The sequence below is a fragment of the Nocardioides furvisabuli genome (assembly GCF_021083185.1).
Taxonomy (GTDB): Bacteria; Actinomycetota; Actinomycetes; order Propionibacteriales; family Nocardioidaceae; genus Nocardioides; species Nocardioides furvisabuli.
This window is the reverse complement of record NZ_JAIGQB010000002.1, coordinates 1-26,481: the sequence shown is the minus strand read 5'-3', so window position 1 is coordinate 26,481 and position 26,481 is coordinate 1. Positions and strand designations below refer to the sequence as shown.

Below are 26,481 nucleotides of genomic sequence, written 5' to 3'. Positions count from 1 at the left end.
GTCAGAGACTGATGGCCGGCGTGGCCTGATTGACCACCGTCATCTCGTTGTGCGGCGCTTCAGGCTGCTTCGCCGGCGTGCGGTCGACGACATAGCGGGTCCAGGCACTGTCGTGGCCGATGCGGCGTGCGACGAACTGCTCGCGGATCTCGCTCGGCTGGCCGGGTCGTTCCTGCTCGTACTCGTGGATGTAGCCCGAGGCGATGATCCGGTCGCCGGGCTTGAATCTGGAGTACGCGAGCTCGGCTGTGCGCTCGAACATCACCAGGTCGGCGTAGACGGGGTCGAGTCTGGTGAACGACCCGTCGATCTCCTTGCGGTGCTGCTCGATGCCCACCCGGCAGTAGAACCGTGCGTGGCCCTTGTCGGTGAAGCTGAGCTCGGGCGCTGTGGCGATGTAGCCGTGCAGACTCATCTGCGTGGGAATCGTCATGGCTGGCTCCTAAGGCCACGCGGCGCCTCGGGTGGCAGCCGCTCTACCCGTGAGGTGCGCCGCGAGACCCGCGGCGAAGGGCAGCCTCGACGAGCGCGCGCTCCCTTCCCAGTTCCTCCGCGTCTTTCCGCGACGTCCACGGGCGGAGGTCTGTGACCAGCGGGGGGGCGCTGCGCAGAAGGACGAGCGCCTTTCCGAACGGGAGGGTCCGGATGGTCTCGGGCGGCATGACGGGCACTCGGCGCGTTGAGCGCTGGAGCGACCGCGAGCCGTAGTCGCCGATCGAGATGGTGTCGGTGCGTTCGTCGCGCTCGCCGATCAATGCGGAGAGGTCTTGGAGGTCGCGCGCTGACGATGCACCGCCCAGGATGACTTTGACGATCGAGGCGTCCCAGATCGCGCCGGCAGCGTGATCGCCCCACTTGTCTCGGGCCTGTGACAGCGACTGGAGGACGGGCATGGTCGTGATGCCGGTCCCGCCCCCTTCTGCCATGAGCATGGGCAGGGACGGCAGTGGTGAGAGGTTGCCGATCTCGTCGAGCGCAAGGAGCAGCGGCGGATCGAGTCGTGCGCCAGGGGAGGACGCAGCAAGGTGGCGGGCGGTCTCGACTAGGTCCTCGATGAAGGCTGCGACGAGCGACCAGGAGGCGCCAGCTCCGGCACCGGTGGCCAGCAGGTAGAGCGTGCCGTTGTTGGTGAGGAAGTCAGCTGGGTCGAAGCTCTCACCGGGATCGGGGGAGACCGCCCTGAGGACGCGAGGGTCCGCCAGGCATGACAGCGCGAGGGAGACGCCCATCCAGATCGAGTCACGGGTGCGGGGATCGGCATGGATCATGGACTCGAGCGAGTCAGCCCAGCCGGGGGCCGCCTTCGGGTCGCTGGACAAGATGGCCACCGCGTCTGCCGCTGCAGAGGGCGCGAGCGTCCAGCCGAACAGCTCGCGCGGGGTTCGGTTGTCGAGGGCCGCTGCGTGGAGCAGTGCCTGAAGCGCGGTGCGGGTCTTGCCCTCCCAGAAGCCGCCGGACTCGACACCGCCGGTCGAAAGGCCGGTGGCCGACGCGAGCCCGGTCGCTCGGATCATCGCGGTCAGGGGATCGCTGCATCCTCGGACGGGTGACCAGCGCAGGCCGGCGGGCAGCCCATCGGCAAGGCGCTGAGGGTCGAAGACGGCGACCGGCCCGCGCCGCTGGCGCTCGAGGATGGTCGCGGCCACGTTGTCCGGCCGGGTCGCTGTGGTGATGACGGCCCCCGGGGCGTCGAGGATCGCGTTGACGACCACGTGCAGGCCTTTGCCTGATCGTGGCGGGCCAAGCACCAGGATGGAGTCCTCGACCGAGGCCCAAACGTCGTGACCACGCGAGCGGCCGAGGCGGTAGCCGACCTCCGACGGTTCCGGTCGGTTCAAGGACGGCCGAAGTGCCTTGCCGCGGGCCAGCAAGGCCTTCCGTGAAGCGAAGGCCCGTACGTCGCGACCTGTTGCCACCCCAGCCAGGCGCCGCGGGTCGCTCGACGGCCGATGCCTGATCATCCTCATGCGTCGCCACAGCACGAGTGAGCTGGCGACGACGATGGCCACCATCAGCGCGAGGACGCCCCAGTAGACCCACGCCGCGAGACCAGTCGATCCCAAAGCCTCAGCAGGGTGGGTGGGGTCGCCGAGTACCTGAAATCCTGCCTCCCAGCCATGCTCCGGCTGGTCAGCGCCGGACAGCCAGGCCGCCGCGGATCCTGCCAGTCGAAGGGTCGCTGCGATGACACCGATCGCTGCGACGAGGACGAGACCGAGGTTGACGAGCTCATCGTCGGCTCCGTGACCGCGGGGGTTCATCCCGAGACGCCGCTCACCACGACGGCTCCGGACTGCTGTCCCACGAGCACGAGTCGACCAGCGTGGGACTCAAGGAGGGCAGGCGGGAGGCGAAGGGTGGCCACGCCGTCCTCGCTCGCGGTCTGGTGCGCGACGACGACAGCCACAGCGACGTCCTCGAGGGGGAGGAACCGTCCACTGGCCGTCTCGCCAGTCGTCTGGTCAGGTGGGTCGGTGGCTGGCCGGGGAGGATCGGGCGGTCGTACGTCTTGAGGCCCGGGTGTGACGATGTCGGTGAATGCCGAGCCGTCTGCTTCCCGCACCTCGACACGGATCGGCGTCTCGAGATCAGTGGCGAGCTTGCAAAGCAGTCGCTGGAGGTCCTCCCGGTGCAGCGGGGTGTCGGTGGCGTACGGCTCTCGATCGAGTCGGACGGCCACGGTTCCGTCGACGTGGACCCGGACGTCGACCAACGGCATGACGACGGGAACACGCTGTGCCGCACGTGGGGCTGCGCGGTCCTCGCGGCGGTAGGAGGCGGCGGCGTTCAGCATGCTCATCGGCTCAACACCTCCGATGGCCGCGGCGGTGCGGACGCCCTTGCCGGTGCCACGATGTGCCGGCTCGACGGAGCTTCGCGGTCGAGTCCTGGTGGATCGCCATTGCCGACCTTGCGAGTCTCCAGTTGGCCAAGGATCGCCACGGCTGCGCTGCGGACCCGTTCGGCCGTGGACTGCACGACCTCGACGGGAGACTTGCCTGGAACGGTGCCAGCCCACGTGGCGACGTACGGCACGGTGTAGTCGTCGGTCGCCAGACCGTGCCCGGCGCCCACCATGAGCGCGACGGACTCCGCTTCGACCTCCGCGATGCCGCGGTGCATCGCGGCATCGGCGTTGTCAGGTCCGTGAAGCATAACGTGACCCAGCTCGTGGGCCAGCGTCTTGACCTGGGCGGCGTCGTCCATGTCCATGCGGACCGACACGTCGCGGGTTGTGTAGTCCGTGAGTCCGTTGGCGCCGCCGATCGCCTCAGCGTGTGACACCAGCCGGAGGTCGAAACCGTGCGAGGTGATCTGATCCGCGAGGCCGTCCCACAATCCTGCCGGGGCTTGTCCTTGGAGCAGCACGGGGCGCGGTGGTTCGGGAACCGGGTCACCGTCGGTCTGACTCAGGTCCCAGACGTGGGCAGGCTTGAGGCCAACCAGGCGCGTGCGCACGACCTCGCCGGGCTTGGCCTTCTCACCTTGGCCGAGACGTCGCCACGACTCCGCGCTGGTCGGAGTCGACGACGCGAACCGTGCTGTCACGGGTGCGAGGATCGCGTAGCCCGACTGGCCCTTCATGACCTGCCGGCCCAGGCTGAGCCACTGCTTGAAGCCAGCGACGTACGACGGTGCAGGCTCGGGCACGCGACCTTCCTGGTAGGCGTCCGCGTGCTGGACATAGATCAGCAGCGTGTTGTTGAACGAACGGGTGCGAAACCTGGCCGCGAACTCCATCGCCCGCTTCCAGTCATCTCCGGTCACCAGATTGCCGACGGACTGGGCCAGCTTCTGCTGCAACGCGTCGAGCTTCTCCTCGCGGGAAGCGACGCCTCGGGGCTGAGCTCTCATCGGACGACTCCTGTCTCTCAGACGACAGGTGCGTCCCCGACACCATCTGGCCGGCTACGCCCCGGACGCCCGCGCAGATGTGTCAAACAGCTCGAGCTCGGCGGGATGCAGCTGGTGCTGCACCACGAAGGACCTGTCCTTGATCCGCCACAGCCCCTGGCCGGTCCCCAACGTCGGCAAGAGCGACTGCTCAGTTCCGGTCAGGCCCAGGGCCGTCGCGGTCGAGCCGAGCTGGTCCGACTCCTGCCGGTAGACCACGCGTGTCTCGGCATTGGCGAGCAGCGACGACGCGAGGGCACGCATCGCTGAGCCTTGGTCGCCGACGTTGTCGAGGTCGGAGAGCTTGTGGAAGATCAGCATGTTCGCGATGCCGTAGTGGCGCGCAAGTCGCCAATGCGCGTCCATCCGGCGCAGGAGCGCCGGGTGAGACATGAGTCGCCAGGCCTCGTCATACACCACCCACCTCTGCCCGCCGGACGGATCGAGAAGCGCGGACTCCATCCACGCCGATGCGCACGTCATCAGCACTGAGATCAAGGTGGCGTTCTCGGTGACGCGAGAGAGATCGAGCGACACCATCGGAAGGGTCGGATCGAACCGCACCGTGCTCGGGCCGTCGAACAGCCCGGCCAGGTCGCCTGCGACCAGACGTCGGAGCGCGTGTGCGACCAGACGTCCGTCCTCTGCGAGCCGACCGTCCGTGTCGGAGGCCGCGTCGGGGGAGAGGAGACGGTCCACCACCATCGGCAGCACAGGCGTTGGCGAGGCGCGGACGACGTCACCAAGGGCGACGTCGATGGCCGTGTGCTCGAGCGGTGTCAGTCGGCGGTCCAGCACGGTCTCGGCCAGGGCGCCGACGAGGTCCCGCCGCCTGGCCGTGACCTGCGCCGTCCACTGCGCGTCATCGAGACCGCTGGGACGAAGGCCCTCGTCGAGGGGGTTGAGTCGGTTCGCCATGCCGTGCCCGAGCGCGATGGCCTTGCCGCCGACGGCCTCGGCGACTGCGGTGTGCTCACCCTTCGGGTCGCCCGGCACGTACACGCGACGCCCGAACGGGATCGAACGGGTGTAAAGGCTCTTCGCCAGCGCGGACTTGCCAGCGCCCACGATCCCGGCGAGAACGAGGTTCGGTGCGGTGATGAGACCGCGGGAGTAGAGCACCCACGGGTCATAGACGAAGGAGCTGCCTGAGTAGAGATCCTGACCGACGAAGACGCCGTCACTTCCGAGGCCACCCTCGGCGAGGAACGGGTACGCACCCGCCAGCGTCGCTGACGTGTCTTGATGGCGTCGTAGGCGCAATCGGCCTGGAGTACGGAGGGCGGCGGGGCCGGGCTCACCTGCCCGGGGCAGCACGACGGTGGCGCGCCGCTCGGCTGTCAGCTCGTCGGCTTTGGTCTTAGCTGCAGCCTTCCGTGCCTCGCGGTCCACAGAGAGCAACGACTTCGCAGCACTCTGCCGGATGCGACGGTCACGGCGTCGCTCGCGACGGGGCGACACCAACACGGTGCTGTGCAGGCGGCCTTCATCCCAGCCCGTCACAGCGAGAGCCGCCGATCGAACGCGAGGTCCTCGAACGTGGGCATCGGCGCCTCCTACTTGATGTGGTCGGGAAGGAGGTGTGTCTGGAAGCCCGTCGCCAGTCGGTCGCGCGCCACCCTCACACGTCTCGGCACAGCGGTAAGGCTGCTGCCGAGAACGCCTGCGCCTGCTGGCCCCAGAGCCGACGGGTCTCGCAGGAGGCCTGGATAGCTGCCTGCTCGAGGTGAGCCACGGCGCGCTCGAGCTCGTCGAGGTCCGCGGCGCTGACGGCGATCAGTCCTGTGGTGCGCAGGATGCCGTGACCTGCGGTCAGGTCCGCCTCCTGCTGGAGTACGTCGTTGTACTCCGCGGACTGCTGGGCGTCCTCGATCTGGCCGATCCGCTGACGTTGCGAGGCGTCGGAGACGTACTCGGTCTTCTTCTTGCGGATGTCGCGCGCGGCCTGATCGGTGCGCATCGGGGTGTAGAGCAGCGTGAAGGTGCGTCGAACGCCCGAGGACAGGAGCACGGGCGCGAGGAACCCGGGGTAGACCAAGGATCGCGGCCACTCGCTGACCCACAGCACGCAGTGGTGGGCTGAGTCGCTGCGCACGCTTGACCACTGCTCGGTGACACCGACTGGCCCGGCCGCGGCGAGGTCACGACCGAGCTCACCGTGGCGTTCGAGCGCTCCGGCGACGACCGGGTCGTATGCCGAACGCAGGATCACCGCCAGGTCGCCAGGCTCCAGCCACGCCGACGGTGCGAGGTCGGCAGCCCTCAGGGCAGCGGTGGTCGTCGACATCTCCTGGCGGAGCACTGCGGCAGCGCCGCGGTTGCCCCCGCCCGCGGCGTGAATCGCACGACCAGCAGCTTTCATGTCGAGCGAGATCGAGACGGTGCTCGCGTGCCGTTCACCGGCGGGACCGGCACGGTCGATGAGTTCGGCGTACGTCGTGGACGTCCACGAGTCGTCCTGCACACCGTGCTGGGACCACCACTGCGCCAGCCCTCTGCCCGAGTCGGGCAGTGTCCTCTCCATCACCTGCAGGGACGCGATCCGTCCGGATCGACAGGCGGTTGCCAGAATACGGCCCCAGCTGGCCACGCGACGTTGTTGCTCGATCGGGTCGAGCAGGATGAATGCCGGATGGGTGACGCTGACGATTGCCGTCAGTGTTGAGCGGTGCGGGTCGTGGATCATCACGGCTCCGCTCTCGGGGTCGAGCCACTGCCGCAACCGCGCAGCATCTCCCGGAAGCGCCAGAGTCCCCACAGGACGCGGTCTCACGATCCGGCGTCGGAAGACCAGCTGGCCCCCGGTCGAGCGCCACACCCAGCGCGCCACTACGGGGAGCCACTCGACCAGCTTGCGGCCACCGATGCCGACCCACGCGAGTGCGGCACACAGGAGGAGCATCGGGGCGACGTACAGCAGGAGGGCGCCGCCGCCCAGGTACAGCGCGACGACCAGTGTGACGGCACCCATGCCGACCACGACGAGCTGTGAGCCGGAGAGACCTAGCAGGACTCCGCGACGGGTGAGGCGGGAGAACTTCACCGGCGCGAGGTCGTAGTCGCGCCCTGCTGAACCAGTACTCATCGCTCTCGGCCCTCCTTGGCACTCGACGCGGGCACCGGGTCAGCCACGTGAGGTGGCGACGGTGCCGCAGGGCTGGGTGGTGCTTGGTTGGCGGCATCGATCTGTTGGGTAGCCGCAGCGCCCACCGAGCGGCCGGTGCTGACGCCAGCCGAGAAGGACTGCTTCGCGACCGCCAGTCCCGCTGCGACGCCGCCCCCGGCCGCGCCTCCTGTCCGCCCGCTCGACACCCCGCCCGCTGAGCCTCCGGCCGCTGAGCCTCCGCCCGCGACGCCTCCACCTCCGCCTCCAGCCCCGCCTCGAGCCCCGCCCCGGCGAGACCCAGGAGCTGCGGCTGGGGCAGGCGAGGAGCCTCCGCCACCCGTCGTCGGACTGCCGCCTTGTGGTCCGCCACCGAGGACCTTGCGGGGCGTCGACCCGGACTGTCGGTTCAGGGGGATGGGCATGGGGCGGTTCATCGCCGACTTGGTCTCCTGTTCGGCCGACATCGCGTGGTGCATGTCGAAGCCCATAAAGCTGATCGCCTTGTAGGTGAGGTACGGGGCGAAGGCGGCCATGAGCATGAGCACGACGCCGGCGATCGGCTCGCTTGCCGATGCGAGGTCGGAGTCGATGGGGGCGGACACCTGCGCGGTCGCCAGCAGGAAGATCACTACCAGCACGACCTTGGACAGGATGAGGGCGAGGACGAAGCCCGCCCACCTGCCGATCCAGCCGCGTGTGTGGTCCCAGCTCGCCCCTGCAAGCGCTATCGGTGCGAAGACGATCGCGATGAGAAGTAGTGCCTTTCGTACGAGCAGGCTGATCCAGACGATCACCGCGCCTCCGATGGCGAGGCCGGCGATGAAGATGGTCACGATGGCTCCCGCTCCGGGTGCGGCAAGGCTGATGGCGCTGAGGCCTGCGACCAGGAGCATGATCCGGTCGCCCATCTCCTCCATGTTGGTCCCGGCGGCCTTGACGATGCCGACGCTCAGCTGGTCGGTGAGCTCCAGGGCGGTGGCGAGCAGGGTGAGCGCCACGAACGAACCGAGGACCGATTTCGCCATGCCGAGGGCGGCTCTGGACAGGGCTGCGGGTTCTCTCCGGAGCATGCCGCCGATGACCTGGAGCATGAAGAAGCCGAGCATCACGAAGACCGCGACGCCGAACAGGATGTTGTAGACCTTGGTGTACTGGCTGCTGGTGACGTCGACCATAGTGGTCGAGTCGAAGACCCTCCAGACCGATTCGAACATCCAGCCGGCGGCGTTCCCCATGGACTGCGCGAGGTAGTCGAACGGAGCCGAGACCAGGGAGCCGGCCGCTTCTCCGGCCACGTCGCAGACACCTGAGATCACGGGTATGTCGCAGACGTCGACCATCGTGTCGTCCTCTCGTCTCAGACGCGCGTCAGACCGACTGGCCGACGTTCCAGAAGAAGTTGACGAGGGTGACGGACGCGCCGGTGATGATCGCGGCGCCGAGGCCCACCAGGACGCCGACCTTGCCTCGTCCGGCCAGGTGCGGGTTGGAGGAGTTTGCGCCGAGAGCCCACACGATCGCGGAGATGATGAGGGCCAGCACCGCGAGGATGAGGCCGACGGTCATGGCGGCGCCGACGACGTCTCGTAGCTGTCCGATGCCCGGCAGGCCGTTGGAGTTGGGACTGATGGTGATGTCGTAGGGGAGCAGTGGGGCGCGGTAGAGCACGATTCCTCCTGGGCAGGGGTCAGGGTCTTGCAGTGCAGGTGCGTGCGCGACGCCGGTTCGGAGGCAACGCGGGAGATCCGGGCGCGCTAGAGGGTGGCTACAGAGATGCGCCGATGGAGAGGAGCCAGTTGGCCCAGGCGAGTGAGCCCCCGATGAGTACGGCTCCGCCGAGGGCGACGTAGAGCCCGGTCTTTGCCTTGCTGGCCGTCGGCCAGCTTCCCTGTGCCGATCCGATCGCCCATGTTGCTGCGCATGCGATCACCATGAGTACGGCTATGACGAGGCCGTAGGTGAGCAGTGCACCGACGATCGTCCGCAGGTCGCCTGCTCCGCCGACCGCACCGAAGTCGGGACCAACCAGTGGAAGAAGGGCTGTCGTGATGCTCACGCCTGGCAGGTGCTCAAACAGGTCCAGCCCGCAACGAGGGGGGCTCCCGACGTCAGCTCGCCGCCGTGAAGTGCAGGTGGTCGAAGTGCCCGCCGGTCACGCTGGTGGGGTCGTGCATCCCGCCACCGTCGTAGGAACGCCAGCCCTCGCTGCTGCGTGCCACCGACCAGATGCGTCCCTGCCAGATGAGGTACTCCACGCCGAGCTTGCCGGCGTTGATCTTGAGCCAGTTGGTGACCTTCCATCCGAGGTCGAGGGCGGGCCCGGTGGCAGCCGTGCCGATCGAGTTGCCGAACGTCCCGTCGCAGGCGCGTCCGACCTCGTGCTCGGAGTCATTGCCGGGGCGCTGTGACCAGCATGCCCAGGCGGTGTCAGGGAAGGCGGCCCGGACCTGGGCGAGGACGTGGGCAGTCTGTTCGGTGATGAGCCCGTCGGTCGTGGGGTCGTCGACCAGGCCGTTCGGGTTGGTTCCTGGGTAGGGCGTCGCCGGTCCGCTCGTGGTCGCGTCACAGCTGTTGTCTTCGCTGCCGTTCACTTCGGCTGCTCCGTTCGCGCTCAGCCACGGCTCGGGGTCGATGGGCGCAGCGTTGGCTCCGCCGGGTCGGGCCTCGAAGTGCAGGTGGGCGCCGGTCGAGTAGCCGTCCGATCCGACGTCTGCGATGTGCTGGCCAGCGGTGACCGCGTCATCGACGCTGACGTGGATGCCTTCGGCGTGCATGTGGGCGTACGCGGTTGCCACCGGCTGTCCACCGACGGTGTGCTCGATCACGATGAGGTGTCCGTATCCGACGGCGGGCCCGACCGACACGACGCGTCCGTCGGCAACGGCGACGATGGGTGTGCCGGCATTGGCTGACAGGTCCACTCCCGTGTGGAGCTTGCGTTCGCCAGTGATCGGGTGGACGCGCATCCCGAAGCCACTCGAGCGTGTCCACGACCCGGCCGGGAGCGGGAGGACCACGCGTGAGGTCTCTGGCTCGGTGCCTGCGGGCGTGCCCGTCGACGGGAGCGAGGAAGTGGCGGTCAGGCATGAAGCCTGGGCGGCCGGGTTGAGCACGAGGCCAAGGCTCAGCAGCAGGATCGCAGGCCCGAAGAGGAGGGCAAGGACGGTGATGAGCGCAATCTTGGCCATGCTCAGTCCAGCGGCTCATCGAGCCTCGAGAGGCGCAGCAGGTGGCACTGAGGGTAGGACGGCGCGCACACGATGAAGACCGTGAAGGCAACCTCATGCTCGGAGGCGACGGGTTGTCTCTCCCAGATTCCGGAGCGGTGTCGAGTGCCCTCGATCGTGAAGGCGGTGGTGCCGGGAAGCAGTTCGTTGCCTGCTTGGGCCTCTGCCTCGTCCCACAGCGAGGGTGTCACCACCGACTCGATGGCGAGCCACTGCGCGGTCTCGTACTGGGCCAGCTCGGCCCAGGTCTCCTCGGTGGGCAGGTAGTTGTCGAGGTCAGAGACCAGACCGGGGGAGGACTCACCCGTGGGGTCACTCACGGCGACGAGCTGTTGGACGTGATCGGACCGGCCGACGAGCGTTGCCGTGTTCCACTCGAAGATGGCGTCGGCGACGAGGCGGGCGAACGCGTCGGGCTCGCTCGTCGGGCGCAACGGGGCGAGGTCGCGGACGGGGGAGACCGGGGCCATGGTCGTCATCGCCCGGGGTGTTGCGGGTGCGACCCCGGTCGTGCCCGGCGTCGCCGGCGAGGGACGTACCTGCAGCGAGTAGATGACGAGGGCGACCGACAAGGAGCCCAGCGCGAGGCCGGAGATGATCAGGTGTCGTCGGCGGACAACTTCGGAACGTGTCGGGTAGCGCATGTGTGTGAGGTGGCCGCGTGTTCCCGCGCGCGTGTCACCGCCTCGACGAACGCGATCGTCTCGTCGACGACGCGGAGGAAGAGGGTCCAGTCGTCCGGCTTCACCTCGCGTGCCACCTGGTCGACGTCGTACCGCTTGGACCAGCCGTCGAGTTCCGCCCACGTCAGGACGAACGCGCGGGTGGATCGCTTGGCGGTGGCCGCCGCCGACGCCCGCTTGGTGCGGTTCTCGCGGACCCGACGTCTGTGGTCAGCCTTCGCCTCGGCGAGGGCTTCGTCCGTGAGGGCGTCCACGTCCGAGTCCTGGGTCGAGGTCATCCGTGCTGCAACGCGCTGCGCTGCCTTGACTCGCTGGTAGCCAGGATCGACCGGACCGCCGTTGCGGATCACGCCGAGCTCGTCGGTCGCAACCTGGCGGATCGTCTCGGGTTGGGACCGGTCCGCGGCGATGCGTTCCATCTCTAGGATTTGCTCGAGCCGGGCGTAGGACGCCTTGCCCGTGACCATCTCAGCGGCCCGGCGACGGGCCGATCCCAAGGACCCCGGCCCCGGTGATGCTGATTCAGCATGACCGTGCTGACCTGCGGATTGATCGCTCTTCGCCCCGTACTGGGTGGCCGCCTGTCGGCGCCGTGCGTCCTCCCTCACCAGGTCGAGAAGCTCGTGGTAGAGCTTGGCTGCCTCGTCGGGGGTGAGGGGCTGGTGGGTGATGTTCTCGTCGCGCTCGGCAAGCAACCGGGTCAGCTCGTCGCTGATGCCCGAGCGCACCCAGACGCGAAGGGTCTGCCAGCCGAGCTCCTTGGCGGCCGCCAATCGACGGTAGCCACAGATGAGGTAGCCGTCGGGGGTGATGGTGACCGGTTGAAGGAGGCCAACGCGGGTGAGCGATTCCGTCAGCTTGGTCAGGTCACCGGGATTCCGACGGTGACGCTCACCGACGACGATCGAGTCGATCTGTCGTTCGAGCTCGACGAACCCCTTGTCAGACACGGCTCGTGCTCGCCGACGTGTACTCGGGCGCTGCGTGCTCGATGAGTCGGGCGAGTGCCGCGTCCTCGAACAGCTCGTCGAGACCCTCGCCGGACATCAGACGCAGCAGGATCCCGCGCCCCTCGCTGGTGTGAGAGCGATCGGGATGCTGGTTTCCGAGCACACCGCGGAGGACGGCAAGCCAGGACTTGTGATCGACGTCCAGGAGCGCGGGTCCATTCCCGTCGCGCCGCAACGACTCGAAGGCGCTCAGGCGGGTGCCGGTGCGGATCAGGCGGGCGGCGATGTACTCCAACCCGAGCCGTGCAGTGCGGCGGGACCACCCCAGCTCGACGAAGAACTGGATCGCCTGGTCGAGGGCGAAGTAGGCGTTCGTCGGCTCGTCCTCGACGGACTCCTGCCCCGGATCGTCGATCGTGCTGAGGTCGTCCTCGACCTGGAAGGCCGGGTGGTAGTTCGCAAGCTCGTCGTCGCGCTCACTGAACCGTTCGGCGTCGTGGTAATCGGAGCCGGAGCTGTGGCGCGCCTGCTGGGTTGAGCAGAGCATCCCTCGGGCCCGCGACTCATAGACGAGGCTCAGGTGGACCGCGTGGGTGATCACTGCCCACGGATCCTCGGCCAGCCGGGTCGCCCGGGCGTTCATGATCTCAAAGGCGTACGTCGCGGCGTCTGTGGGTTCCAGCCCGTACTTGTGAGCGAGTGCGCCGTACTTGTCCATGGCGTACGCCATCAGTTCGGCGGCGTCGGGGTCGGTCTCCCATGCACCGGGTCCGGCGTAGGCGAGGTCGAGCAGCAGGAGTCGAAGTCCTTCTGCGGTGGCGTAGATCGGGTTGTTCACAGTCCGAGTCCTTCCGGTGGGGTGGCCGTCGTCGCGGAGGGCAGCGACTGGCCTTGAACGGGATGGGGCAGGCGTCTGGCTGCCTTGGTTGCGGCAGCCGCTGGGGCGCGTCGAGCGCGTCGAGTCAGTTCGTCCTGGAGGTTGATTCCGCGGCCTGCCCATCGGGCCCCGATCAGCGTGGAGACCTCGCTGGGTCGGACCCACGTGATCGTCGGTCGGACCGGCTCCGCAGCCGACTGGATTGGCTGGAGTAGTGAGGGGTCGCCGTGAAGCACGAGGGCATTCGGAGCAGGGTCGGGTACGGCCGTCGGCATGGGTTCAGGAAGCGCGCGACCGAGACGGCGTTGGTAGGGCGCGTGGGTGTTCACAGTCCCACCCCCTCAACCGCTCTTGTAGGGCGTGACGGCGGCCGCAGCGGCGGCGCTGGCGCTACTCGCGCGACGATCCGGAAGGCAGATCGGATGGTGGTCAGTGTCTCGGGCTCTGGCAGTCCTGCAGCATGAGCTGCCTGACCGAGCAGCGAGGTCGTGCTGCCGAGGTCGTGTCCGTCCTCAGCCATCCGGCACGCCGCCCAGAACAGCCCACCGTTGCGAGCGCCTTCAGGACGCGAGGCGACCCACGCGGCCAGTTTGTCGGGGGCCCTGCCGATCGAGGGCGAGGCCGTGGACGGGCGCAGCGGCTTGGGCGGGTCAAGGAGCCGCCGTAGCCCCGAGGCGTTGACCGGCGTGGGCCGGTGGTGCTCGGCGACCGCGATCTGCTGGTAGCGGCGGTCGACGCCTCCGTCGGTGCGCGCGCAGGAGGGCGGGATGATGATGTAGCCGCCGTCGCCGCGGAAGTCGATGTGCTGGCTCGGCACCTGCCACGACCTCTGGTCTGTAGCGGTGGTGCGAAGGAAGTAGGCGTGGAGGCCGCCGGAGGGAGTGCGGACCAGCCACGCCCATCCCTCGACTAATCCAGCCCTTCGCGCACGCTCGAAGGCACCGAACCCGGACCGGGCGCCGTGGACGTCCACGTCGACTACGTCGACGCCGCTGGCCGAACCGGTCGGGACACCGAGATTGGCGTCAGGCCATCGCCGCCACCATGACCTGACGATGTCGGTGTCAGTGCTGGCGTCACGGAAGCCGTGGACGGTAAGGGGCTGCTTGCCACGGGGGATGCACGGAAAGACTGGGATACCGCGGCCTGCGACCTGCGCCGCCGCCGTCGCCAAGTCCGGTGCTTGGGCGGGCCAGTGAAACAGCTGCTGATCCCACCGCGCCGATGGGTGCTGGTGTGCTTGTTGTTCCATGCAGTCGACTGTCCACATCCAAGGCACCAAAAAACGCCCGTCCTGGTGACGCCCGTCCTAAGCCAGCCTGGGACGGGCGAGCGCGAACGTGTCCTTCGGATTGGGCCGGGCCCCGGAGTCAGCGCACGGTCTTACTCTTGAGCGGAGGCCGCGGCATCGGGGTCGACGTTGCCGATTCCACCGCACGCGAAGCTATGGCGAACCGCCCAGTTTGGGTGTACCGGCAGGCGCTGCACCCCGCCCACAATGACGCACACGTTTCGGGGGTAGGTCTAGTCCCGCCGGGGCCGGATGCCGACCACGCACTTCGCGATTCACAAGCCAGCGAGGCAGCTCGACGACCAAGCGACGAATGACGCGCCGGATCCTCTAGGTGGACCATGCGCAGCACGGACTGACGCTCGATCCTCCAGCCCCCACGCCAGTTTCCACACTCCGATCATGTACGCCGAGAACCGCGCGTCCGGGCCACTTTGGGAATTCCGTCCGCAGCGGCGTTGACCTGCTCACGTTCGCACCTCCGCGGCTTGAGTCAACGCTCAGTTGACTTAAGAGACTGCGGGTTTGTTGCGGGCTTCGGCACCATGCGACCACAACCTTCCGACGTCAGCACAAGGCGCTGCGAATGCACATGGTCGGCTATGTTCACCGCTAGATGAGAAGCGCGAAGTCGCAGGCTGCGACAAACGGTGACCACAGCGCATGAACGGTGCGGTCGGCCGGTAGCACGATGTGAGCGCGTTCTCGTGCACGGGTCAAGCAAACGTAAAGCACGCGAGAGCCGGTGGCAAATGGTTCGCTTTCAGGACCGTGGTACTCGTCTGGCTGCAGCATTAGGACGGTTGCGTCGGATTCCCGACCCTTCGTCTGGTGCAGATTCATGAGTTGAACCGGGCGTTGCCTGCTTGCTCGGAAACCAACAAGCGTCGAGCTGCGGAGTTCCTCGACTTCTGCACCGACGTCGGCAAAGGTGCCACCGCGTTCGAGCAGTCGGAGCGATCGTCGCAGCTGGCGGTTGGCTTCTAGCCAGGTCTCTTCGCCTCGGGGGAACGACAGCGTCTTGTGGATGCGGCCGATACGAAGGACCAGTTCGTCAAGGTCTGGCGGAGGGCCGACGACTTCCCTCAGGCTTCGAATGACCTCCTTGATGGCCTCTTCAAACCTCGGCATGGTCCTATCGACGATGGCGGCAGGGACCCGCTTCTCCTGACGGCCACGACTGATTGACTGGACGTAAACCGCAAGTGCCTTGCGACCGCCGCGGATCTCGCCGAGAACGGAACCCAGAATCTCGTATTGCGCCTGGATCGCGTCTCCGAAGGACTCGGTGAATCCGACCTGCTCGTGGACGATCCCAGCGGACGCGAGCCGAGTTGACAGCTCGGCTGTCGCAGCATGGGTGTGGGTGTAGATGCTCACTGACTTGTTCATGGCACGCTCTGCAGCAACGACATGCGCAACGCCGTCCGCTAGGTCCTGCGTCGGTGCGCGATGCAGCACGATGCGGCCGCTGGTCACGGCATGCGAAATCGCGGGATCGTCGAACCGACGTTCCATGGCGGCCAGCGCGGCTGCGGGAAGAACACCTGACGGGTCGCGGTGGCTTAGCGGAGGCAAGGTCAAGGTGACCGCTCCAGTAAGACGTGCCGCCTCTGCTACCCGAGCGTGAGGGTCGATGTTTTTCATGCCGGCGTAGATGCACTGATTCGGGTCGCCCAACAGGATCCGCTGACCGGACGGCGCCACCGACTGCACGAACGCCCATTCGGCATCACTGGTGTCCTGGAACTCGTCGCAGATGACAGTCCCGTAGCGCCGCTCGTAGTAATCCCTGACCGCTGGAACGTTCAGTAGTTTGGTTGCCTCGGGCACGAGCTGGGCGTAAGTCAGGCCGGGGAATGTAGCGGCGCTAAGGGCGGTCTCGGCGGCAGACTGAACTCGCAAAGGATGCGGGTATCCGTAATAGCGGCCAAAGTTGTTGAGGATCCGCCACGCCAGGCCGTGAAAGGTCACAACATCAACGTTGCGCTGGTGGGCGCCGAGCACGCCGGCGGCTCGGTCGACGATCTGGCTGACCGCAGTCCGTGAGAACGAGATGAAGAGGACTCGCTTTAGATCGGTCTGCACCGGGAGCGTCCCGACCGGAGCTGCTGCTCGAGCTGCCTGTCTGGCGAGTTCTTGGTCGCCGAGGCGCTTAGATGCGGCCGCGGCAGCGGTCGTCGTCTTGCCGCATCCGGCCCCGCCGATGACAACGACCACTGGGGCGCCTTCGTCGACGACGTCCTGCTGCTCGACGGATGGCTGGTACGGCATGGCGTTTAGACGGTCGCGGTCGGGTCGGCAAGATCAATGCGCTTCGCCCCCGAGTAGGAAGGTTGCGAGCAGGTCGCAGTCGCGTCGAGCGCGGCGACGACGATCGGCGGCAGGGCGCCCGTCTCTTCGAGCAACGCGCCGAGGAACTGTTCGTGCAGACCCTTGCTGTGCAGCACCTTCATCACAACATTGGACACGTCCGGGTCAGACTTACCCAGTGTCGGGTCAGCCAGGCCGTACATCGGGAAGACCTGAGACGCGGCTACACGTAGTTGCGTCGCTGTCGCTCCTGTGAGGATTGCGCGTTCGATTGCCATGCTGTCGGGCAGCCTGACAAGTGCATCGCACGCAGCCTCGATATCGGAAAGGACCGTTCCGGCGGTCTTCGCCGGATCGCCATCAACCATTGCGACGACGCGGTACCCGAGTTGGTGCGCCAGCTTGGCGACCTGAGGAATCTGGCCTGTTCCGCCGCCCGAACCGGAATCCGCAGTGATCAGCCGGACACCGTGCGCAGCGAGTGGAAGGGCAGGCGTGGAGCGCCTTCTGTCCGCAGCACTGAGGGCCGACAAGTCGTGACGTCCTTCCGAGACTGCGACCGCCGTAGCAGTGAGGGCAGGGAGAAGTTGCGACTGGATGTGCCGATGCAGACCTGCTTCCTTTCGATCGGCGGGCGGAACAACCTGGTGCGCCAGACGCTGACCCGTGTGACGCGTGAGTCTGACGAACTCGGACGTCTCGAACGCGCGTGCCCCGTCCGCACGACGCGTGGTGAGCCACGTCTGCGACGCAGCGCCGCGTAGCGCGTTCGCCAGGTGCTCTGTGGTGGGTCCATCGAGACCTTCGCCGACATCGTCGCCAACGATGATCGCACCGTGGGTGGATGCCGCCAGTAGCAACGCCTCGGCCGCCGACAGAATCGCGACGGTAGTTGAACCGTGGCTCTCCAGTGGCAGCGATCCGGCGTCGTCGAGTCGCAACGCTGGCTGGAATGCGCGGAGCAGACCGGCCAAGGATCCGCCATCCGGTAGGAATCGGATGTCCTTCGCAGACACAGGAGCATCGCCGATTCGGCGAGCGGGGCCGGCGTCAGCGACGAGTGCGTCGAGAACGCCCTCGATGGACGGATTGGCTGAGAGCGTCGTTGCGGCAGCCACTACATCGACCTCCAAAGCCTGGAAGGCAGCGGTCGCTGCGACCGGGTCTGCGTCTGACACCAACTGACGGAGGAGCCCCTCCGGGCGAAGTTGCAGCGGACGTGTCGGGTCCAGGAAAACCACCGGCAGGAGGGCCCTGATCGCGGCGGGCACGCGGACATACTTGTCTGCCGCCGGATCGCTTAGGCTCGGGTAGTAGACACGATGCTCGACTTCGTCAGTCGTCGCGTCGTAAGAAACTCGGTAGGCAAGCCGAAGACCCAAGGGCGCACTCGGTGCCGCGTTGCCGGACACATCGACAAGACCGTTACTGAGCAGCGGCTCGAGGGCGCCGTCGGCCTCCTGCTCCACGGCGTGGGGAAGACCGACCAGCGTCACCTCAACTTCGGCAAACGGAGCCAATGAAGTAGTCGGTTCCGCTCCGACGGCACTAGGCACCTGACTCTGCCGAATGTCGGCGGTAGAGGGCTGGCTGCGCGTTGAGCGTGGGTCGAGGACCCGTCGCAGAGCTGCCACCAGGTCGGAACGGCCCGCACGCGGTTCTCCGATCACGAGCACATGCCCGCGAGGATGGAGGTCGAGGACGCTCCACCCGCGAAAGTCTCTAATGCGAAGCCGAGAGATGTGCACATGCAGCCTTCCGCCGAGTTCAGGTGCTCATTGTCCCGTTCACATCGACTGCCAGCAGTCGACACACCGACGCCGTCTCGCCGCTCCCGGCAAGCGAGAGGTGCGGCCATGCCCGGGCACCGTGACGCCAGCCAACGTCCACGCTCAAAGGACCAAGCCGGTCTGGCGGTTCTGCACACGACGCGACGACTTCCCTGCTGCCCCCGGAGATCTTGTCAGCGGCCGCTTCTGCCCGTTCTGCGCGGGAAAGCAAGCCAAGACCCGCACCTGCTCGGCCACCACGCATCCGTACCTGGTCTGCGAGACTGGCCCAGAGCGTCCTGACGATCCGATCGTGGCGCGGGCCTCGAACCTCGCCATCCAATTCGCTTGCCCCCAGCGCGGCGCTCTCGTTCGGTCAGCGCCAGGGATCGACTCCGACGCGTGAAACGTGGTCGCTGCGGGTTGCGCAACCGTCCGCCCGCCGCCGCCTCGGACGGGCAGCCCGCTCACCGGTAAGGGGTGTGCCCAGTCCTCCGCGACGTCATGAGGTCACCTCGACCCGCGCGGTGTCGCGTCGAGCCGGCCGCCACCATCGGCGGCCACGTTGGAGCCCACAGGATCGTGACCGAGGCTGGCGGCGGCGTGGTCGGCGTCTGCTCGCATCGCAAAGGAGAGGACGGAGTCACGGTCTCGCCTTTAGTGCTCGAGGACCAACGGCCGCGCCGACGGTGGTCCATCCGGTGCTGGCAGCCAAGGCGCAAGCGGCCGTTTCGAGCGCTTCGCCGGGCCGGGCGCACGGTGGTCACTTCGGGTCACTGGTGTCGAGTCCCGTGTCTGCGTGCCTTGATCATTGATCGATCGGGTAGACCCGTCGTATGGCAAGGAATCGAGGCTCGGCCAGCAAGGGCAAGGGCAAGGGCAAGGGCAAAAGCAAGAGCACGGGCAAAGACCAACGAAAGCGCGGTGACGACAGGACGCGACGAGTCGCGACTCGCAGACCAGAGGGTCTCGAAGGCAGCAGCGGTAAGCGCCGCAGCTTCTCGCAACGCGTCGGGACGAAAGGGGAGCTCGCGTTCCGGGTGTTCGCGGAAGCGCACGGGCTGCTGGCGACGAAGTGCGAAGAGGACTTCGGCATCGACTTCATGTGCCAGATCGACCTCGACCACGACAGCCGTGGAGCGAGCGACATCGCGAACACGCTCGTCGGCTGTTGCGTGCGAGCGACGACGTCATCGGACAAGAAGGTCAAGCTCAATGTCGGCGATGCACGCAACCTGCTGAACTCGCGCACACCACTGATCTTCATCCTCGTCGCGCTCGACCAAGGAGGAGCCGCGTCAGTCCACCACCGGCTAGTTGACTCGAAATTTGGGGACGAGCTGACGGAGTTCCTTGCAGGTACAGCCGCGGAGATGACCGTCACGGCAGACCGTTGCGGGAACGAAGACACCTTCGACGCCGACCTTCGAGCGTGCCTGAGCCACGGTTTCAGCGAAACCATGCGACTCGGGCTTGCCGAGAGACGTCTGAGCAGGATCCTTCCGGCGGCGTCGGTGGAGATCCGGCGGACCCCTCAGGGCCAACTGACGTTGGTCGAGACGGTCCACATCTTTGACTACTACGAGAGCGAGACTCCGGAGCAGGAGCGCGCGGTCGTGCATGCGGCATTCGGCTCGATAGAGCACGGCGCCGATCGCTTTCGTGCACTCGTCCCGAAGCCCGAAGTCCTCAAGTACCTCCGAAACCTTCCTGCTCCGACAGTACTTTCGGGGTTCCTGTCAGAGTCGTCGGTCAAGCTGCAGTGCTCGTCCGCCTTCGGTTCCGTGACCGCGGAGTTCGTCCTGCGCAGGACGAGAACTCATTGGGCCTACGTTCACTCCTCGGGGCTCAGCTTGATTACCTCGCATGCCAGGCTCGTCGAGGGGAAGCGTGTGCACGAGACCGAGGTCTTTATCGACCCTCTCGTCGACACCAAAATGGAAGACCTCGGGTCCTTCGCCGACTTCCTCTCCGCATGCGGACCAGGTTCCACGATCGTTCAGTTGGGCGATGACGGAAAGCCGGACGGGGCAGGTTTCGCGACGGACGCCACGTTCGTGCCGTTGCACACCGTCGCCAAATTCGTCGCTAGTTGGCGCAGATGCACAACAATTGAGGGCTGGCCCCGGGAGTCGGTCTCGCTCAGAGACGTTACGGACGCCGAGGTTTTCCATTCTCTCACGGGCCTCGCTGCGACGTTGACCGACGAGCGCGTCATCGCCAGGTACTCGTTCTACCTTGCTCCCGCTCAAGAGGACAGAGATGTTCAGGACCTGAGCCCTGCTCCGGTGCGGGCTAGTCTGCCCGTCATAGCGAATTTGTCGGCAGACACCGTCCTCGTGCGATTCAACGTGACCGCGTCGACTCTTAGCCTAGATGGGGAAGTCTGCGGCATGCGCTTCCATTCGGTGCAGGGCGCGGTTGCCGAGAAGCGGGCGCTGGTACAGAAGTCGACCATCTTCCCGGAGGCCGTCTACGGCGGCAATGACACCACGACAGCCTTCGGTCCGGACCTGCGAGAGGGCCGGGTGCCTCGCGAGATTGAGGCGGTGTCGCTGAGTTGGGACGAAGGTGACGACGACGATTGAAATCGTCTGGGCCGATGGTAGGAGTCATTCGCGTTAGGGAGTGGGCTGACGCCCGACCCAGCGATGAGTGCGCGCGCTAGACCTGCGTCTTACCGCCGCCTGCCGGCGCGCCCTGAAACGGCCCCAACTGACAAGTTGTACGGCGGCATGTGTCGTGTGGGCGGATGGCGTGAGCCCACAGCCGCCGACGCAAATCCATGATTCGGCACAGGCGGATCGCAACGCTCGAGACTGAACTTCTAAACCTCGATGGCCAGCAGGTCTGAGAGCGCGGCGTCCACCTCGGCGGTGTAGGAGGGCTCGAAGCCGAACAGCCCGAAGTGACCGGCGATGCTGTGCAGCATTCTGAGTTCGGCGCCCGGGATCATCTCCTGCTCGGGGATGCAGTCGCGGGGTGGGAAGAACATGTCCTGCTCGATCGGCATCACGAACGTCTTGGCGGTGATGCTGCCGAGCGCAGCTGCGAGGTCCCCGTTGGTGTTGCGCGCCACGTCCCCGCGTTGCCACTTCCAGCCCATCGACAGCAGCGCGTTGGGGTCCATCATGCCGAAGATGAGCGCGGTGAAGTTCTGCTGGAACTCCTCGAACGTCTCCCACCCGAGGCCTTCCACCAAGGGAGGGATGTCCCTCCAGAACTCCGTCTTCCAGAAGTCCGTGGTCAGTCCCATGACCGCCCAGATGTCGGCATGGCGCCGCAACCCAGCAGCCACGTCGGTATTCGCGGCGTACTCCCCACCGTTCCAGGCAGGATCTGACGTGATCGCGTCCATCAAGGTCTGGGTGTAGAGGAAGTCGTGCGGCAGGTTCTGGGCCGTACCTGCGATGGGAGCTGCACGCAGCACCTTGTCGGGGAACCGAACCGCCCACTCGTAGGTCTGCTGAGCGCCCATGGAACCGCCCACTACAAGCGCAAGTCGTTCGATGCCGAAGTGTTCGCGCAGCAGTTGCTCCTGTGCGCGGACGTCGTCGCCGATGCGCACATGAGGGAACTTCGACATCGCGATCGATGGGTCCTCGGTGTTGTGCGGTGAAGTCGAAAGGCCATTGCCGATCTGATTGATGACCGCGATGAAGTACTTGTCGGGGTCCAGGGCCCGCCCCGAACCGATGTAGACCTGCTCCCAGGTGGCATGGGTCCCTGAGAACCACGTCGGAATGCAGATTGCGTTGGACTTGTCCTCGTTGAGGGTGCCGTACGTCGCCACAGCCAACCGAAGATCCTCGATCACCCCACCCTCTTCCAACTCGAAGCGGCCGATCGAGATCAGCTCGTAGGCTCCCTGGCCCTCGGGTGTGTAGAAGTCGTTCTGCAGCGGCATGAGATTCTCCTTGTAGTCAGGTGCCAAGCCGACGGGCCGGTCGCGTCCAAGATCGCGGTGATGAAGGGGCCGCCGCGTGACCCAATTGCACTGTAGGCAGTGCGCGCGCCAGGTGCTAGGCCCTCCTCCTCGGTGTGGGGTCGGTGATGCCCGGCGGCCGCGAGGCGATACCTATTGAGGGGCCATGGGCGCCAAGAGCTCTCGCGGGTTGGTGAGTGGGGTCTCGTCACATGGTGCGTCAAACCGCCGCCTGGCGGACGCGCTCCGCCCGTGTTGAATAACCGCGGCAGAGGATTCGGTCGTTGCACTAGACAGAAGCCCAGTGTCTTCACGCATGCTCGATCTATGACCGACTCCTGGACCATGCATGACCTTCGCGATGCCCTCGACAAGTTCGAGCGCGAGCTGCGCACCGCGGGACTGACCGACAACACAGTCACGACCTACATCGACCGGGCCGATCGGTTCCTTCGCTACCTGTCGGGCGACTACACGCCCGGTCGGTAGCGGGAGCCTTTCCATCTGCGTCCTATCGCCGCATGCCGTGGCGCGCAGACCCTCACCTTGTTGAGATGGTCAGAACCTCGTCTGCCGGCGTGCCTCGCTGCCCGGGCTGGTGGCAGCGGTGCAGACGATTCTCGTTGGTGCCGACACGCCACCCCAGCGCAGCCGCTGCTGGCTAGCGTCATCGATCCGAAGTCGACTCCCCAAGAGTCCCGCGACTTCTTATTCTGACAGCCGACACGGTGGGAGCAGGTCGCGTCTCAGAAGAACGACACGGTGTGGGACGACGCCTTCGCGACGCCGGCTTCCGACCAGTTGAATGAGATCTTCACATGGGACGCCATCCCCCACGACAAGATGACCGGAAGCGAGATTTCTCCGCCGTGCCGAGGAAGTGTGAACAGGCCGGGATCGGTCAAGAGCATCGGTGCCTCGGAGTTCTCGTCACCCCCAGTCGGCGTGAGGTCGAACGAGATGTCCTCCGCGTCGGCGTCTCCCGTGTTGCGGAGGATCAGCCGGTATGAGGAGCCCGCCTTCACTGCACGAGCTTGTAGCGCTGCGCCCTCTCTCGCCGGGTTTCTCGCGTCATTCGGTGCACCCAGATCGAGCGCCACGATGTCGGCCTCGATCGCGCGTCTCACCTGATCCCTCAACGACCCTGCGGTGTCGAAAGACCCGTACAGACCTAGTTTCTCGATCTCGTTCTTGAACGCGTCCAGCGTCGCAAGCGCCTCCGGGTCAACATGCGCGCGGGCAATCGGCATCGACGAGAAATAGACATGGACCCGTTTGCCGGCGTCCTTCGCCTCATGCAGTTCCTCCGCAGTGCCTGACGCATACCGCGGCGTCTCCTGGCCGAGCTTCGAGTGGAAGATCCCGATTACGACATCGGCCTCATCAACCAGTTGGCGGTTGATGACCGTCTGGCCATCCTCGCCCGTCAATTCCGGGACCGCGTTGGTTTCCCATCGGCGCGGGAGCAGCACGACCGACGACGTGGCCGCCCTGTCGCCGTTCCACTCGTGAAGCGCGTGTTCGACAGCGTCCCGGAGTTCGGCGGTGTCGGAAGGAGACGCGATCAGGACGCGAAGGACGTTTGCGGAGAAGGCCACAAAGCTGACGCTAGCCGGTGGGGTGGCCCATATTCCGGAGTCCCGCGCCTATAGGTCATTCCGCCGTGATGAATCGATGAGTGCGAACCGGTCGAGGCCAAGTCGTCCTATCCGCCGATAAGCGGAAGGACGGCCTTCGGAGACGTCACTCGCGCTGATCGTCCTGAGCCTCGGGTTGCCCGGTTGTGCTAATCGCGGGCGTGCCCATGCTTGCGGTCGAGGTTATCGGTTGCGGATACACGGTGATCCCGGTCCAGCGCAGCACGCCGTACTCGTTGCGACGCCACACCCGTCCCGCTGTATCGCGGAAGCTCAGCGCCACCCGGAAGTCCGCGAGCGTCCCCTCCCCGTCGTGCATCCACTGCGGCCAGTCGTGCAGCTGAGTCCCTGGTGGCAGCAGCCCTAGCTCCTCAGTCTCCACGCCGGACGGCCCAACGAACTCGAGCTCGACGTCGTAGACCGGCAGGCTAGACCCGGTCAACTGCACCGAGAGGGGCCCGAAGTCCTCGACGTCGTACGGCCACGCGGCCACCAGATCGGCCTGTTCGGCCCGCTCCGCGGCTTCCCGCAGATCAGCGTCGCGCTTGTCGCGAGCCTTGTCGCGCTCCTGCTCGATCTGTAGCAGTTCGCCAGAACGACGCACAGCCACTATCGCGGCGACGAGCGCTCCCAGCGTGACAGTGGCCGTTACCCAGGTTGCGAGGTCGCCCCACGTGTTCGGGTCCATGCAGGCCAGTATCGAGGTGCGCTCCTCCCGCGCCCGGCAGGCTCACCTGAGCCGCTGGCGGTCCGCGTCAATCCGCCGCTTGCAGGCGTCGGTCGTGGTCGCGCTTGATCCACTCGGATGGCTCCTGCACGACTCCTGACAGCTCAACGATGAAGGGGGGCGCGGTCCCGACGTCGGTCCCTTCCTGTCGGAGGGGGCAACTACGTTGCCCTGCATGGATGTGACGAAGTGGGGCGCAGCGGAATGGGCTGCATTTGGTGCTGTGGGCGCGGTCGTTGTCTACATCGTCCTCGGTGTGATCGCGCTGAGGCAGCTGGCCGAATCGAGACGCCTCCGGGACTTGGAGCACCGGCCGTACGTGCTCGTCGATTGGTACTTCAAAGGCTTCTTCGTTGCCTTGGAGGTCCGCAATATCGGGCGGACCCCGGCTCGTGACGTTCGGGTGACCTTCGACAAACCCATCCGGGCCGCGGCGAAGACACGGGCGCCTAACTTCAGCATCTTCAATGCTCCGATCCCGATGATGGCTCCTGGGCGAGTGATCAGGCTGCCAATGGGCACCGGGCCGGAGTTCTTCGGAGAGAACGCGGACATTCCGCTCTCGTATACAGCCCAGCTCAGGTACACCGACATGACCGGGAAGCAGAAGTACGACGATCCCCCAATCACCCTCGATCTTGGTCCGTACCAGCACACGACTGCGCCCAGGGACCATGCCTCTGACTTGGTGGATGCGGTTCGCAACGTCCGGGACACGCTCAACAAGTGGGGCTCGCATAGAGGGCTCCAGGTCGTCTCGACAGACAGGCTCCGTTACGAGCGCCGTGAGCATCGGTGGGATCACCTCTACGAGTCGAGACAGATGCTTCGCGAGGGAGGCATCCGGAGGCTCTGGCAGTTCGAATTGCAGCGCCTGAAGAGGCGATTCAGGTAACTCCGCAGGCGGCGGAATACGTGTTGCTCGCTCGGGTAGAAGGTGCGAGCGCTGCACCAATGCGTCTAACCGCCGCCTGTACTCCCGGGCGAACCACCCGGTGAGCGCCTCGTGACCGATGCGGCCGCTCGGGCACTGCAGCACGTAATCGCGATCAGTTCACTTCGCTGTCGCAGGAAACGAGGAGCTTCTGGTCCTGTCGAGTGGCGGCATTGCCGCCCGGTCGGCCTCTACTCTCGTTGGCGCCTCAGTGATGGGCTCTACCTCTGCCAAGACGAGGGACCGGACACGACAACCGTGCGGTCGGCGGGGGTACCGGCGTCGCGAAGCTCCCCCTCATGCAGACGTCGGGTCCATGAACGTCCTGCGGCGTCAACGAACTGGAGGAACACCCGAGTCTCGTACCTCGGGTCCACCCTCTGAGTGGTGACAAGTTGAATGGCATCTCGGTGCGTAGCAGAGACAACTACGTCGGTTGTGGTCTCGGGTTCGACAGAGAAGAAGGCGGTGGAGCCGAAGTCCAATTCTTCCGCGAAGCCGTCGGCGCGTCTGACCACGATCGTCGCCGCCAGCCGAACCTTCGCAACCGGGAGATCGGAGGCGTTCCGGACACGCACGTTAAGGCCGCTCACCTCAATGACCGGATACTGGCCGGTCTGTTCGTCGAAGGGGCCCGTTCTCCACTGCATCTCTAACGGCCAAGCAACAACGCGGCTCGCTTGGGTCGCGCGGTTGTCCTTCTCCCAGCGGTGCTCACGGTCCGACTCAAGCCGGAAAGCACGAGCTGCATAGAGCCCGGCGACTATGGCTGCCCCGACCGCGGCCAAGGTTGCACCGGCTTCGATCCACGCCGGCCACTCCGCGGTTGGACGGCCAGCCAGCCACCAAGCCGTGCTCGAGATGCCGATGGTGAGGAGCACGACGGACGTGGCCGCGAGCATGATGTCGATTGCGCCCGCGCGCTGCTTCTCGGCGGTCATGGTGTGCATCCTGCATCGTCCGACGAGCGCATTGGCGAACAAACGGCACAAGTCCGATGGCCACGGCGTCACGGGTTGGCTGTCGCGTGCCGGGTTCAGTGGAGGCTCTGAACTGACGCGCCGACGGTAGTCGGTGTGGGATTGTGCCGGTAGTGCTCGTCCTCGAACTCGACTGGTGGGACGAGTCCGATCTCGCCGTGCAGGCGT

23 protein-coding genes are annotated in these 26,481 nt (G+C 66.3%); 3 read left to right on the top strand and 20 right to left on the bottom strand.

The window, feature by feature from the left end; all coding sequences use genetic code 11:
* Position 1 precedes the first annotated feature (1 nt).
* The 16 genes from K4G59_RS03320 to K4G59_RS03245 all read right to left on the bottom strand — a co-directional run bounded on the left by K4G59_RS03320 (position 2) and on the right by K4G59_RS03245 (position 17,837).
* Entirely contained in the window at positions 2–433 is a 432-nt protein-coding gene (locus tag K4G59_RS03320) for a single-stranded DNA-binding protein (RefSeq protein WP_231249289.1), read from the bottom strand.
* A gap of 43 nt (positions 434–476) precedes the next feature.
* A complete protein-coding gene (locus tag K4G59_RS03315; RefSeq protein ID WP_231249288.1) occupies positions 477–2,261 on the bottom strand; it encodes a type IV secretory system conjugative DNA transfer family protein in 1,785 nt (594 codons plus the stop codon).
* On the bottom strand, positions 2,258–2,800 hold the full coding sequence (locus K4G59_RS03310) for a hypothetical protein (protein ID WP_231249287.1): 543 nt from the start codon (positions 2,798–2,800) through the stop codon (positions 2,258–2,260). The genes K4G59_RS03315 and K4G59_RS03310 overlap by 4 nt, the downstream gene beginning before the upstream one ends.
* Entirely contained in the window at positions 2,797–3,804 is a 1,008-nt protein-coding gene (locus tag K4G59_RS03305; protein ID WP_308189334.1) for an ArdC-like ssDNA-binding domain-containing protein, read from the bottom strand. Before K4G59_RS03305 ends, K4G59_RS03310 begins: the two co-directional genes overlap by 4 nt.
* 105 nt (positions 3,805–3,909) lie before the next feature.
* Positions 3,910–5,397: a putative type IV secretion/conjugal transfer ATPase gene (locus tag K4G59_RS03300; protein ID WP_231249285.1), complete on the bottom strand. Its 1,488-nt coding sequence runs from the start codon at positions 5,395–5,397 to the stop codon at positions 3,910–3,912.
* Between the two features lie 118 nt (positions 5,398–5,515).
* Positions 5,516–6,979 carry an SCO6880 family protein gene (locus K4G59_RS03295; RefSeq protein ID WP_231249284.1) on the bottom strand — a complete coding sequence of 488 codons (1,464 nt, stop codon included), beginning with the start codon at positions 6,977–6,979 and terminating at the stop codon, positions 5,516–5,518.
* Positions 6,976–8,340, bottom strand: a complete 1,365-nt coding sequence (locus K4G59_RS03290) for a TrbL/VirB6 family protein (RefSeq protein ID WP_231249283.1) — start codon at positions 8,338–8,340, stop codon at positions 6,976–6,978. The genes K4G59_RS03295 and K4G59_RS03290 overlap by 4 nt, the downstream gene beginning before the upstream one ends.
* Before the next feature lie 28 nt (positions 8,341–8,368).
* Entirely contained in the window at positions 8,369–8,668 is a 300-nt protein-coding gene (locus tag K4G59_RS03285) for a DUF6112 family protein (RefSeq protein WP_091200440.1), read from the bottom strand.
* A gap of 97 nt (positions 8,669–8,765) precedes the next feature.
* On the bottom strand, positions 8,766–9,056 hold the full coding sequence (locus tag K4G59_RS03280; RefSeq protein WP_231249282.1) for a DUF6112 family protein: 291 nt from the start codon (positions 9,054–9,056) through the stop codon (positions 8,766–8,768).
* A gap of 52 nt (positions 9,057–9,108) precedes the next feature.
* Positions 9,109–10,188, bottom strand: a complete 1,080-nt coding sequence (locus K4G59_RS03275; RefSeq protein WP_231249281.1) for a M23 family metallopeptidase — start codon at positions 10,186–10,188, stop codon at positions 9,109–9,111.
* A gap of 2 nt (positions 10,189–10,190) precedes the next feature.
* On the bottom strand, positions 10,191–10,706 hold the full coding sequence (locus K4G59_RS03270; protein WP_231249280.1) for a hypothetical protein: 516 nt from the start codon (positions 10,704–10,706) through the stop codon (positions 10,191–10,193).
* A 119-nt stretch (positions 10,707–10,825) separates the two neighbouring features.
* On the bottom strand, positions 10,826–11,860 hold the full coding sequence (locus K4G59_RS03265) for a ParB N-terminal domain-containing protein (RefSeq protein ID WP_231249279.1): 1,035 nt from the start codon (positions 11,858–11,860) through the stop codon (positions 10,826–10,828).
* Entirely contained in the window at positions 11,853–12,698 is an 846-nt protein-coding gene (locus K4G59_RS03260) for a serine/arginine repetitive matrix protein 2 (RefSeq protein ID WP_231249278.1), read from the bottom strand. The genes K4G59_RS03265 and K4G59_RS03260 overlap by 8 nt, the downstream gene beginning before the upstream one ends.
* Positions 12,699–13,062: 364 nt before the next feature.
* Positions 13,063–13,989, bottom strand: a complete 927-nt coding sequence (locus K4G59_RS03255; RefSeq protein WP_231249277.1) for a bifunctional DNA primase/polymerase — start codon at positions 13,987–13,989, stop codon at positions 13,063–13,065.
* 651 nt (positions 13,990–14,640) lie between these two features.
* Complete coding sequence (locus K4G59_RS03250) at positions 14,641–16,302, bottom strand: UvrD-helicase domain-containing protein (RefSeq protein WP_231249276.1); 1,662 nt, start codon at positions 16,300–16,302, stop codon at positions 14,641–14,643.
* Between the two features lie 5 nt (positions 16,303–16,307).
* Positions 16,308–17,837 (bottom strand): hypothetical protein, encoded by a 1,530-nt coding sequence (locus tag K4G59_RS03245; protein WP_231249275.1) that lies wholly within the window; start codon positions 17,835–17,837, stop codon positions 16,308–16,310.
* Positions 17,838–18,946: 1,109 nt separating this feature from the next.
* Here K4G59_RS03245 and K4G59_RS03240 point away from each other — a divergent pair.
* Entirely contained in the window at positions 18,947–20,698 is a 1,752-nt protein-coding gene (locus K4G59_RS03240; RefSeq protein ID WP_231249274.1) for a hypothetical protein, read from the top strand.
* 239 nt (positions 20,699–20,937) lie between these two features.
* Here the strand turns inward: K4G59_RS03240 and K4G59_RS03235 are convergent, their stop codons facing one another.
* Positions 20,938–22,017 (bottom strand): alpha/beta fold hydrolase, encoded by a 1,080-nt coding sequence (locus K4G59_RS03235; protein WP_231249273.1) that lies wholly within the window; start codon positions 22,015–22,017, stop codon positions 20,938–20,940.
* A gap of 345 nt (positions 22,018–22,362) precedes the next feature.
* Between K4G59_RS03235 and K4G59_RS03230 the strand changes: the two genes are divergently transcribed.
* Positions 22,363–22,524 carry a hypothetical protein gene (locus K4G59_RS03230; protein WP_231249272.1) on the top strand — a complete coding sequence of 54 codons (162 nt, stop codon included), beginning with the start codon at positions 22,363–22,365 and terminating at the stop codon, positions 22,522–22,524.
* Positions 22,525–22,781: 257 nt separating this feature from the next.
* On the opposite strand, the gene K4G59_RS03225 is transcribed toward K4G59_RS03230, so the two are convergent.
* Positions 22,782–23,633 (bottom strand): DUF4062 domain-containing protein, encoded by an 852-nt coding sequence (locus tag K4G59_RS03225; RefSeq protein WP_231249271.1) that lies wholly within the window; start codon positions 23,631–23,633, stop codon positions 22,782–22,784.
* Positions 23,634–23,778: 145 nt separating this feature from the next.
* The gene (locus K4G59_RS03220; RefSeq protein ID WP_231249270.1) at positions 23,779–24,360 is read right to left on the bottom strand and encodes a hypothetical protein; all 582 of its coding nucleotides are present in this window, start codon (positions 24,358–24,360) and stop codon (positions 23,779–23,781) included.
* Positions 24,361–24,574: 214 nt separating this feature from the next.
* Here K4G59_RS03220 and K4G59_RS03215 point away from each other — a divergent pair, with 214 nt between their 5' ends.
* Positions 24,575–25,294 carry a DUF8453 domain-containing protein gene (locus K4G59_RS03215; protein WP_231249269.1) on the top strand — a complete coding sequence of 240 codons (720 nt, stop codon included), beginning with the start codon at positions 24,575–24,577 and terminating at the stop codon, positions 25,292–25,294.
* A 260-nt stretch (positions 25,295–25,554) separates the two neighbouring features.
* Here the strand turns inward: K4G59_RS03215 and K4G59_RS03210 are convergent, their stop codons facing one another.
* Positions 25,555–26,274, bottom strand: coding sequence for a hypothetical protein (locus K4G59_RS03210; protein ID WP_231249267.1), 720 nt, complete (start codon positions 26,272–26,274; stop codon positions 25,555–25,557).
* Positions 26,275–26,481: the final 207 nt, after the last annotated feature.

Bases quoted from the DNA above. Each gene is read 5' to 3' on its own strand.
- K4G59_RS03320 (WP_231249289.1), bottom strand. From the start codon at position 433: ATGACGATTCCCACGCAGATGAGTCTGCACGGCTACATCGCCACAGCG.
- K4G59_RS03250 (WP_231249276.1), bottom strand. From the start codon at position 16,302: ATGCCGTACCAGCCATCCGTCGAGCAGCAGGACGTCGTCGACGAAGGC.
- K4G59_RS03270 (WP_231249280.1), bottom strand. From the start codon at position 10,706: ATGACGACCATGGCCCCGGTCTCCCCCGTCCGCGACCTCGCCCCGTTG.
- K4G59_RS03230 (WP_231249272.1), top strand. From the start codon at position 22,363: ATGACCGACTCCTGGACCATGCATGACCTTCGCGATGCCCTCGACAAG.
- K4G59_RS03240 (WP_231249274.1), top strand. From the start codon at position 18,947: ATGGCAAGGAATCGAGGCTCGGCCAGCAAGGGCAAGGGCAAGGGCAAG.
- K4G59_RS03235 (WP_231249273.1), bottom strand. From the start codon at position 22,017: ATGCCGCTGCAGAACGACTTCTACACACCCGAGGGCCAGGGAGCCTAC.
- K4G59_RS03275 (WP_231249281.1), bottom strand. From the start codon at position 10,188: ATGGCCAAGATTGCGCTCATCACCGTCCTTGCCCTCCTCTTCGGGCCT.
- K4G59_RS03220 (WP_231249270.1), bottom strand. From the start codon at position 24,360: ATGGACCCGAACACGTGGGGCGACCTCGCAACCTGGGTAACGGCCACT.
- K4G59_RS03295 (WP_231249284.1), bottom strand. From the start codon at position 6,979: ATGAGTACTGGTTCAGCAGGGCGCGACTACGACCTCGCGCCGGTGAAG.
- K4G59_RS03255 (WP_231249277.1), bottom strand. From the start codon at position 13,989: ATGGAACAACAAGCACACCAGCACCCATCGGCGCGGTGGGATCAGCAG.
- K4G59_RS03290 (WP_231249283.1), bottom strand. From the start codon at position 8,340: ATGGTCGACGTCTGCGACATACCCGTGATCTCAGGTGTCTGCGACGTG.
- K4G59_RS03215 (WP_231249269.1), top strand. From the start codon at position 24,575: ATGGATGTGACGAAGTGGGGCGCAGCGGAATGGGCTGCATTTGGTGCT.
- K4G59_RS03210 (WP_231249267.1), bottom strand. From the start codon at position 26,274: ATGACCGCCGAGAAGCAGCGCGCGGGCGCAATCGACATCATGCTCGCG.
- K4G59_RS03315 (WP_231249288.1), bottom strand. From the start codon at position 2,261: ATGAACCCCCGCGGTCACGGAGCCGACGATGAGCTCGTCAACCTCGGT.
- K4G59_RS03310 (WP_231249287.1), bottom strand. From the start codon at position 2,800: ATGAGCATGCTGAACGCCGCCGCCTCCTACCGCCGCGAGGACCGCGCA.